Origin of the sequence: Palleronia caenipelagi (genome assembly GCF_007004065.1) — a bacterium.
Lineage (GTDB): Bacteria > Pseudomonadota > Alphaproteobacteria > Rhodobacterales > Rhodobacteraceae > Palleronia > Palleronia caenipelagi.
Window position 1 is genome coordinate 19,162 of record NZ_VFSV01000022.1, and the last position, 9,649, is coordinate 28,810.

8 protein-coding genes are annotated in these 9,649 nt (G+C 61.4%); 7 read left to right on the forward strand and 1 reads right to left on the reverse strand.

Going from position 1 to position 9,649, the window contains the following annotated elements; translation table 11 throughout:
• Positions 1-68: 68 nt before the first annotated feature.
• Positions 69-2,054: an esterase-like activity of phytase family protein gene (locus FEV53_RS21235; RefSeq protein ID WP_221931613.1), complete on the reverse strand. Its 1,986-nt coding sequence runs from the start codon at positions 2,052-2,054 to the stop codon at positions 69-71.
• Positions 2,055-2,348: 294 nt separating this feature from the next.
• On the opposite strand from FEV53_RS21235, the gene FEV53_RS12570 reads away from it, so the two are divergent.
• The 7 genes from FEV53_RS12570 to FEV53_RS12600 all read left to right on the forward strand — a co-directional run bounded on the left by FEV53_RS12570 (position 2,349) and on the right by FEV53_RS12600 (position 9,641).
• Positions 2,349-3,146: an acyl-homoserine-lactone synthase gene (locus tag FEV53_RS12570; RefSeq protein WP_142835178.1), complete on the forward strand. Its 798-nt coding sequence runs from the start codon at positions 2,349-2,351 to the stop codon at positions 3,144-3,146.
• Between the two features lie 138 nt (positions 3,147-3,284).
• The gene (locus FEV53_RS12575) at positions 3,285-4,304 is read left to right on the forward strand and encodes a 3-oxoacyl-ACP synthase III family protein (protein ID WP_142835179.1); all 1,020 of its coding nucleotides are present in this window, start codon (positions 3,285-3,287) and stop codon (positions 4,302-4,304) included.
• A gap of 15 nt (positions 4,305-4,319) precedes the next feature.
• On the forward strand, positions 4,320-6,194 hold the full coding sequence (locus FEV53_RS12580) for an HAD-IIIC family phosphatase (protein ID WP_142835180.1): 1,875 nt from the start codon (positions 4,320-4,322) through the stop codon (positions 6,192-6,194).
• Between the two features lie 5 nt (positions 6,195-6,199).
• Positions 6,200-6,445: an acyl carrier protein gene (locus FEV53_RS12585; protein WP_142835181.1), complete on the forward strand. Its 246-nt coding sequence runs from the start codon at positions 6,200-6,202 to the stop codon at positions 6,443-6,445.
• On the forward strand, positions 6,442-7,194 hold the full coding sequence (locus tag FEV53_RS12590) for a 2-oxo acid dehydrogenase subunit E2 (protein ID WP_142835182.1): 753 nt from the start codon (positions 6,442-6,444) through the stop codon (positions 7,192-7,194). The genes FEV53_RS12585 and FEV53_RS12590 overlap by 4 nt, the downstream gene beginning before the upstream one ends.
• Position 7,195: 1 nt before the next feature.
• The gene (locus FEV53_RS12595; protein WP_142835183.1) at positions 7,196-8,533 is read left to right on the forward strand and encodes an FAD-dependent monooxygenase; all 1,338 of its coding nucleotides are present in this window, start codon (positions 7,196-7,198) and stop codon (positions 8,531-8,533) included.
• On the forward strand, positions 8,517-9,641 hold the full coding sequence (locus FEV53_RS12600) for an alpha/beta fold hydrolase (protein WP_142835184.1): 1,125 nt from the start codon (positions 8,517-8,519) through the stop codon (positions 9,639-9,641). Before FEV53_RS12595 ends, FEV53_RS12600 begins: the two co-directional genes overlap by 17 nt.
• Positions 9,642-9,649: the final 8 nt, after the last annotated feature.

A 9,649-nucleotide genomic window follows, 5' to 3' on the forward strand; every position in this document is an offset into this window, starting at 1 on the left:
GCGGGGCAAGCGGAATCATACCTTCTGTGCGAAAGATCGGGGGCTGCCACCGCAGCTCCCGTATTTTGTCAGGCGAACAGGAAGTCGTCTTGATCCAGTGCCGAAAGCTGAACATTGGCCAGCGTCAGGCTGTCGCCGTTGCCGAAATCGAGCGTCACATTGCTGCCAGTTTGGCTTGCGGCGGCCGCCACCTTGTCAAAATCTTCGATGCCATCGACACCCAGAAAGATCTGGTCGCCCGGAACATGCCAGCGCCAGACGTCGTACCCGCTTTCAAAATCGGTCACGACGTCTGCGCCATCGCCAGAATTGAAGACAAAGGTGTCGCCGCCGTGACCGCCGGTCAGCATGTCTGCGCCCGCGCCGCCTTGCAAAACGTTGGCAGACCGGTCACCGGTCAGATGGTCGTCATGCGCGGAGCCGGAGACATTTTCGATAGACACCAAGCTGTCGCCCGCGGCATCGCCGCCGGACACAGCGGCCCGCGACAATAGTCCCCTGCCGGTTCCGCCAAGGATGACATGAACGCCTTCGGCGGAGGTGGAATAATCTGCCGTGTCGCGACCGGACCCGCCGATCAGACGGTCGGCACCTTCACCGCCGGACAATACGTCATCGCCCTGTCCGCCGAGCAGAAGATCGTTGCCTACTTCGCCCTGCAGATCGTCTTTGCCAGCGCCGCCGAACAGCCGGTCGTTGCCAGACCCGCCCACCAGCGTGTCCTGACCCGCTTCTCCAAACAACATGTCCGCGCCGGCGCCTCCGTGCAAAAGGTCGGACCCAAACCCGCCTTTTATCAGATCATTGCCGGCAAGGCCTTCAAGATGATCGTCGCCGTCCGTCACCATGTCGCCATCGACGTCGATGTAGCTTGCATCGATAGCATCATTGCCGTCGGTGCCGCGCACGATGTAATCGCTTGCCTGCTCGCTGCTCACGGTCAGTCCAAGCGCGATGATCTGCGTGCCTGCGGCACCGGTGGTGCCGAAATCATCGTCCGAAATGATGACAAGGCTTTGCTGGTCGGCAACGCTGCCATCGGCTTGCGTGACCGGAACCATGGGGCCAAGCGCCATGCCTTCGACGTTTGCAACGTCGATCCCATAATCAGACAGATCCACCAAAAACGTTTTGCGCGCCTCCTGATAGGGCCCGTCCGTCAGAGATTCGAGGCCGTTGACATCGGTGGCCACGCGCAAATCGGCCAGATAAATCTTACCGATGTAAGAGATGCCATCCGCATCTTCGACAATCCCGCGCTCCAAAACCAGAAGCGAGCCGTTGTTGTCGAGCGCCACGAGCTCCATCAGCCCGACGCTGCCAACTGATTCGTCGTTTGCCGCGCTTCCGGGCGCGGCATCAAGCTTGTAGGCAAATTCACCGGTCGCGACGCCATTCACGGTGTCGTATTGCAAGATTCGCACCAATTCACCCGACGCTGCGGATGCATCCTGGATCAGGGCATTTCCCGTTGCCGTCCAAAGCGTTTGTTTGTCGGTCGACAATGTCACGCTTTCAAATCCGGCACCGGATTGGATGCCGGTGCTGCCATCTGTGCTGACAAGAAACTTTTCATCAATCGGCAAGGCGCCAGTCTGGCTCACGGTCAGACCCTGGGCTTGCATGATATAAAGCGCCGGGTTGCCGGTCGCGTCGGTGTCGGTGGCCAGATAGACAGTGGCGGCATCGAAGGCGAGACCCTGAAGCTCTGCTCCGGTGGTTTCGAACTGTCCGCCGTCGGGGGTCAGAAGTTGGGCCATACCCGCAGTGGTTACGTCGCCATCATCGAGGCTTCCGTCGGACAAGTCGATTCGCAGTCCATGAGCGCGGGCGTCGGTGGGATCGTCCGAAATGGCCGCATATGTGTCGGAAAAGGGATTGTAGCCGATACCGGACAAGCCGCCGAGCGTGGTGCCGAACACCTCGATCCCAGTGGCAAGGGTTTGTGTTCCAAGAAAAGTGAGATTGCTGACAGTCGCACGTGTCCCGGTGATGGTTTCCATCGTGGTGTCGTTGCCGGTCGACTGGTCGTTTCGACGTATGATTCTGGGCATTTTTCTTCCTTAAGATGCGCAGTTGAGCGCGCGTTCGTCGCAAGCCCCGTCGGCGCCGAACAGACGCGCATACGGGCCGGATTTCATGGTTGGACGGCCTTTTTCGGTCGGTTTTTCGGTCGTCTGTGATCGAGGCTCCGACGCTCAGACGCGCAGGTCACCCCGCACTCAATGATCCCAAAATCAGCGGCGAGAACTATACGGGGAAAACCCCTATAAGAGATCGCCGGATAGCGCGGAAAAAGCCGAAAGAGTATCCATCGTCGTGACAAAATCGCGATTAGGAACGCTTCGATGATCCAAGTTATCGACTGCAATCAAACCCACGTAAACCTCGACGATCTAAGCGATTTTTTCCGTTTTCGTCACCGGGTTTTCCGCGAGCGTCTGGGCTGGGAAATGCCAAGTTTGTCCCACGATGACGGAGAGGAGGTTGATCAGTTCGACACCGATACGGCCGTCTACATGCTGCACCGCGACGAGAGTGGCGAAGTCGTCGCTGGCCTGCGGCTTTTGCCGACGGATCGGCCCTATCTTCTGGGTGATTGCTTTGGCGACATGATCGACGGTACAGCCCCGCGCCATTCCCGCGTTTACGAAGTGACACGTCTGGCCGTTGACCCCGATGCGGCCCGCAAAAAAAGCACCAGCGCCTATCTGAAGGTTCTGATCTGGGGCCTGATGCAATGGGGCCTGGAGCACGGCGTCGCCGGCTACGTCTCGCTGTCTTATCTGGGTATGGAACGTCTGCTGCGCCACTCCGGGTGCCGCTTCCAGCGGCTGAGTGCGGTGCAACCCATTGCCGGGCGCAAATCCGTCGCGCTGCAGTTCGAGATTGCCTCTGACATTCGCGATTGTTGCCAGGGCCAGATCGACCCGGACCTCGCCGCTGATCTGTCGCTTGCCTCTGTTACGTCCGAAACGTCCGTTCCGGTCATGTCGGCAGGCACCACAAGCGCCCACGACACCTTGCTCAAGACCCATGCCCGGTCGAAAGCACCGTTCAAGGACATCGGTCTGGCCGCCATTGCGCAAATTGGCGCGGCCGGTGCGGCCACCAACTCTCGCTTCCAACACCTCCAGGCACACTGAAACACGGACGGTTTGGACCCTACCGTGGCCTGCAAATTTCCCCCGGGAAAAACCCTGTACTGATTTCCGCCGAATTGAGACGCGCCTCTTTCCAGCGCCTTATCGGAGTCAACGAAACACAAAGACGAAAGGTGGCACATGCGTATTCTGGCTCTCAGCGAGGTTCTCCCGGGTATCCCGATTACGAACGGTGATCTGGCTGAGAAATTCGGACTGCACGAGCAATGGCTCGATCAGATGACCGGGAACCGGCAGAGGTTTTTTTGCAGTCATGACAGCGCGCCCGACGTGCCGTGTTCGACCGGTGATCTGGCCACGGAAGCCGGTCAGCGCGCGCTGGACAAGGCAGGCTGGACCCCGGAAGAGGTGGAATTCCTGATCCTGACGACAGCGTCTCCGGATCACCTCATGCCTGCTACGGTCAATATCGTGGCGGACCGGCTGGGCATCAATGGCGTGCCCGCGCTGCAGATCACTTCGGGCTGTGCTGGTGCGCTGCAAGGGCTTTTCGCGGCGCGAGCGCTCCTGTCCAGCGGTCTGAACCGCGGGCTCGTGATCGGTGCTGACACCTGCATCAAAATGTGGCCGTCCAAGCGCGACGCTAAGGCGATGAAGCCTGCCGAAATGGTGAACTTCGCCATGTTCGGCGACGGTGCAGGGGCGGCGGCGGTCGAGGCAGGCGCGGAAGGCGAGGGGTTCCGTGTGGAACACCTATTCCTGCGGGGCATCGGAAAGGGCCGCAAGCCAGCCCAGATCGTCAAGTGGTTCGGGGCCGAGGGAGCCGAAGAGGGCGAGGCCATGGGTCACGAGGATTACAAGGCTATCGAGCGCCATGTTCCTGAGATCGCCGAAGCCATCCTGAGCGAGCTGGAAACCGAACAGGGCTGGCCGCGTGGCGAGGTTGATTATGTTCTGCTGCCGCAGCTGAACGGGGTGATGACCGAAAAGCTGCGCGTGGGCCTGAACGTGGTCGAGGATCAGGCGGTCTCGTGCGTGTCTGAGACCGGCAACAACGGCAACGCGCTGCCCTTTATCCAGATGAACCGTTTGTCCGAGCGACTGGCCAAAGAGGACCAGACCCTGCCGAGGCGGGCCTTCGTGGCGAACGTGGAATCCTCGAAATGGATCATGGCCGGCATGGCTTTGAGCCACGGTTGAGCAGGAGACAGCTCCATGAGTGACTTTCAATCCATCGACACCACCAACGCGCGCCCGCTCAGTCGCCTTGCCCGCCTGCGGCAACTGCGCCGCGAGGGGTTTGGCGAGACCGCCGATGCCCTGCGGGCCCTGCTGGCCGAGATGACCAGCCCGGTTGATCTGGATGCGGCCGGCGGCTTGCTGGCAGCGAAGGGCCTGCCAGAACAGCTTGCCAGTGTCCCCGGTTTTCGGGAACAGCGCATTGCCGTGCTGGGCAGCTCCACACTGGACATGGTGCCGAACCTGCTGCGCGCGACGCTGATCCGCGAGGGCATTCTGCCGCGCACGCTGACCACCGATTTCAACCAGTGGCACATGGAGATCATGACCGGTGCGCCGAACCTCGCGGCGTTTCAGCCGCACCTGACGCTGTGCCTGCTGGACGAAGAGGCCGTCTTTGACGGTGTTTTGACACCGCATGACGTAGATGCACTGGATACGCGCTGCAAACGGTTCGCCGAAGAGCTGGCCGATTGGGCGCAGCGGTGTCAGCAACTTGCCGGTGGACGCGTTGTGCTAAGCACCGTGCCGCTGTCGCGGCGCCGGGCCGGGCATTTGCTGGACTACGCCGGCAAGGCACGCCTGTCGGCGGCCTGGGCGCGGATGAATGCCGATATTCTGGAACTTTCCGAGCGTGTTGAGGGCGTTTCGGTTCTGGATGCGGCGATCCTGTCGGAAACCGCGGGTATCTGCCACGCACCTGACAGGATGCGCCAGGCGGCGGGACATGCTTTTGCGCCAGAGTTTCTGACGGCATACGCCGAGGAGATCACGCGCCTTGCGCGCGCGGATCTGGGAATGGTGCGCAAGGCGCTGGCGCTTGATCTGGACAACACCCTTTGGGGCGGCGTCGTGGGCGATGCGGGAGTGGGCGCGCTGGCCCTTGGCCGCATGTGGCCCGGCACGCCACACCACGAATTGCAGACCCTGGCTCGGTCCTATGCGGCGCAGGGCGTCATTCTGACCATTTGTTCCAAGAATGACGATGACGTGGCGCGCGGTGCGCTGAAGAACCACCCTGAAATGGTGCTGACCGGCGACGATCTGTCGATGATCTCCGCCAACTGGGAACCGAAGGCACAGAACCTCAAGGCGCAGGCCAAGACTCTGAACATCGGGACAGATGCCTTTGTCTTCATGGATGACCACCCCGTCGAACGCGGTGCCATGCGCGAGTTTTGCCCCGAGGTGTTGACGGTCGAGTTGGAGGAGGATCCGTCGGCCTATGCCAGCGAGCTGGCGACCTGCGGGGCCTTCAACCTGATCCGTCTGACCGACGAGGATCGTCAGCGTACAGAGCTCTACCGCGCACAGGCTGACAGGGCAGAGGCCGCAGTGGGCGTCAGCCTGGAGGATTATCTGCGCACGCTCGACACGCGCATCGTTGTCGAACCTCTTGGCGTTCTGAACGTCACGCGCATCACGCAGCTTTTCGGCAAGACCAATCAGTTCAACCTGACACATGTGCGCTATTCCGAAATCGCGTTGCAGGACGGCACCCGCCGGACCTATGGTGCGCGGCTGTCGGATCGCTTTGGCGACAGCGGGCTGATTGCCGCCATCACGCTGGTTGACCAGCGCGATGGCAGTACGAACATCGAAAACGCGGTACTAAGCTGCCGCGCGTTTTCGCGTGGTGTGGAAGAGACCGTCATGTCGATGGTGCTGACCGATGCGCTGCATCGCGGACGGACCCACGTGACGGGCCGCTACGTGCCCAGCCCGAAGAACGGGCGCTGCGCCACCTTCTTCAAAGACATGGGCTTTGTGCCCGCGGGCGATGGCTGGCGCCATGACCTCGGCGACATCCTCGTCGTGCCCGACTGGATCAACGCGACAGAACAGGAGTGAAACCAATGACCGTATCGCAAATCACCGTGGCAGAGGCGCTGGCAGATTTGCTTGACCTCGACGAAACGACCCTGACACCCGAGACGCTTTTCGAAGAGATCGACGGCTGGGATTCCGTGAACGCCCTGCGCCTGCTGGTGTTTCTGGAGCGCGAGACCGGCGGCAAGCTGGATTACAACGCCTACATGGCCTGTAAGTCGCTTGGCGATCTTGCCGCGCTTGAGGTCCAGCCGGTCGCGGTGGCATCGTGACCGCGCTGGTGGCATCCTTCCCGGCCGAGCGCGCGCATACCTATGCGTTTCTGCGCGACGCACGCGGCACGGCTCATGTCTTCCTGACGGCGGATGTGGATGCCACCGCGTTGCGGGACGCCCGGGCGCGCTCTAACGCTGAGATCAGTTACGTGTCCTACGTGGTCAAGGCTGCGGCTGATGTGCTGGCCCAGTATCCCCAAGCGCGCAGCACGCTGCGTGACGGGCTGCTTCCACGCGTTGTGACTCTGTCGGACGTCACGGCAAAGGTGCTGTTCGACAAGGATTTCGACGGGACACGCTGCGTGGCGGCGGGCACCATCGGCGCACCGGACAAGGCGTCTGTCGCGGTGATCCAGTCGCAGATTGACCACTACAAGACCGCCCCGATTGACGCCGACGGACCGTTTGCACCGCTTTGGGAACTGCGCCGGATACCGCTTTGGGCGGTGCGCCTGATCTACAATCTGCTGCTGGGCAAGCCGGAACGCCGCGCCCGGTTCCAGGGAACCTTTTCCGTGACATCGGTGGGCCACAGGGACGTGCGCTCGATCCTGCCGATGATCGCAACACCCATTGGACTGGGCATGGGGCGCATCGCCGCCACCCCGGTCGTGCGAGACGGCGACATCGTCGTTGCGCCGCAATTCACACTGTCACTGGCCTTTGATCACCGCGTTCTAGACGGCGCGCTCGCGGCGGATCTGCTGACTGAAATCAAACTGAAACTCGAGACTTGGGATAGCTGAGATGACTGAACTTTATGACACGGACGTCCTTGTAATCGGCGCTGGCCCTGCTGGTGCGATTCTGGCGGACGTATTGGCGCGGCAGGGCATTCGCGTGACCCTTGTTGAACGCGCGACCTCCGCAGAACGCTCGTTCCGGGGCGAGACCGTTTCGGCGCTGTCCGTCAAGATCATGAAAGATCTGGGATACGGAGAGCGGCTGCGAGAATCGGGTTACCTGCCGCTGGAAGGGATCGCGTTTCGCGAAGATGGCAAAGAGCTTTTGTCTGCCGATTATAGGCGCTTTCCCATCGGACAGTTGCCGATCGACATGCCGCAGCCGCAATTGCTTGGCGTGGCGATTGATGCGGCGCGCAGTGCTACGGATTTCAAATTCCTGCCCGGCACGCAGTTCTTGTCGCTCATAGAAGAAGGCGATGTCGTAAAGGGTGCGGTGCTGCGCCGGGCGGGCGGAGAGGCCTACGAGGTGCGCGCCCGTCTGACAGTGGGATGCGACGGGCGGTTTTCGCGCGTGCGAAAGCTGTCCGGCCTTGAGGCCAAGGTGACGCCGATGCCTCGCGATTTTTTGTGGTTCAAACTGCCACGCCCGGACAATTGGCAGCAGACCTCGCAGCTTGTGGTCAGCAGCGACCGTCATCTTGTGATCCTGCCCACATGGCCGGATCTGCTGCGCGTTGGCTACAACGTGCCCAAGGGCGGCTTTGGCGACCAGCGTCAGAAGGGGATCGAAGCGTTTCACGACGGCATCGCGGCGCTTGATCCCCGTCTGGCGGATCTGGTGCGCGAACACGTCACCTCGTGGAACGATGTCTCGTTGCTCGATATCTTCACCGCCGAGCTGGACGAGTGGGCCCGCGATGGCCTGCTGCTGATAGGTGACAGTTCGCACACGGTCACGCCAATCTTGGGGCAAGGGGTTAATCTCGCCATTCAGGATGCGATCTGCTTTGCGCCGGTGATCTATCACGCGATCACCGAAGGCACCGAAACCGTTCCGGCCGCCGCGATGCGTGCCGTGATGGCGGAACGCCGAAAGCACAAGGCGATGATCACCAGTTTCCAGCGGATGCAAGAAGCTAATCTCGCCCAGCATACACGGTTTGGTACGTTCCTGCGCCGTCTGAAGATGCGGTTCCTGCATAATTCGCCGGTCAAGTACAAAGTGCTGAACCGGACTCTGAACGCGCCGCACGGGCTGCGCAGTTCGGAGGAATACGTGTCGCTGCTGGAACGTCTGATCCCGATCAGCACTCCGGTGACGAGCGTCACCCCCTCGCCACAGCCCGTGAAACCCGCTTCGGCGGCGTTCGAGGACGCGGTCAATGTCAACGCTGCCTAACTTCGATCAGGCGGATCGGGCGCTGTCCGAGGCACGCGGATTTGTCGAGCTTCATGCCAAACACATGGGGTTCGACGAACGGCGCATTCCGGGGCTGCTGGACCGGATCACCACGCTCGAAGGTGAAGGCCCGTCCGCGTGGGTATCGGTCTTTTCAGGCGAGGCGCTGGCCGCCAGTTCCTCGGGCAAACCTGCCGAGGCTGCGAACCTGTTCAACCTTGCGCGGTTCCCCGTCTCGGACAGCCCGGCCAAGGTGAACGCCCAACGCTCCGCCGCACAGGTGTTCGGCGAACACATTGAGCGTATCGGCCAAGGTGAACGCCGCCTCGTCGAGATTGACGGGCATCAGGTGTCGGTCCTCTTTCGCGCCGCGCGCAGCCCCAAGGCGGGGCTGCTGATTCTGATGGGCGGCATCGTCTCGCTCAAAGAGCAATGGGGGGCGTTTCTGAACCTCGGGCACAAGCTGGGATGCGCGGTTGTCATCGCCGATTTCCCAGGGGTGGGGTGCAATACGTTGCCCTACAGCCGGTCAGCAGCGCGCATCTACGGCGCGATCATGGACAGCGTTTCAGATGTCTGTGACGTGCGCCAGACGATGGTCATCGCGCCCAGCTTTGGTGGGCATCTTGCGATGCTGCACGCCAATGACGATCCGCGCATTCGGCAGATTATCACCATAGGCGCGCCGATCCGGGCGTTCTTTGAACGGGCTGCACAGTGCAACAGCGATGAAATCCCGCTGATCACGCGGGTCGCGCTTGCCCATGCGATGGGACTGGCCGTGCCGGATCTGCCCGAACACTTGCCTCCGTTATCCATGCAGCCCGACGAGCTGCACCGATTGCAGACGCCGGTTTTGTACATCGCCGCAGAGCGGGACGACATTATTCCCGCCGCCGAATGGCGAGAGGTCGCACCACAAGCGCCCAACCTCAGATTGCACAGCTTTGACGACGTTCACGGTGCACCCAACAACCTGCGCACCGTGCGCCTGATCATCCTTGCCATGCTTTTGCGGCACAGCGGGCACACGCTTGCCAGCCGGCTTCTCCAATCCGTCCTGCGTCTGCGCTTTTCCGTGCAGCCGTCTCTGTTCCACACGCTTTGAAAATAGGG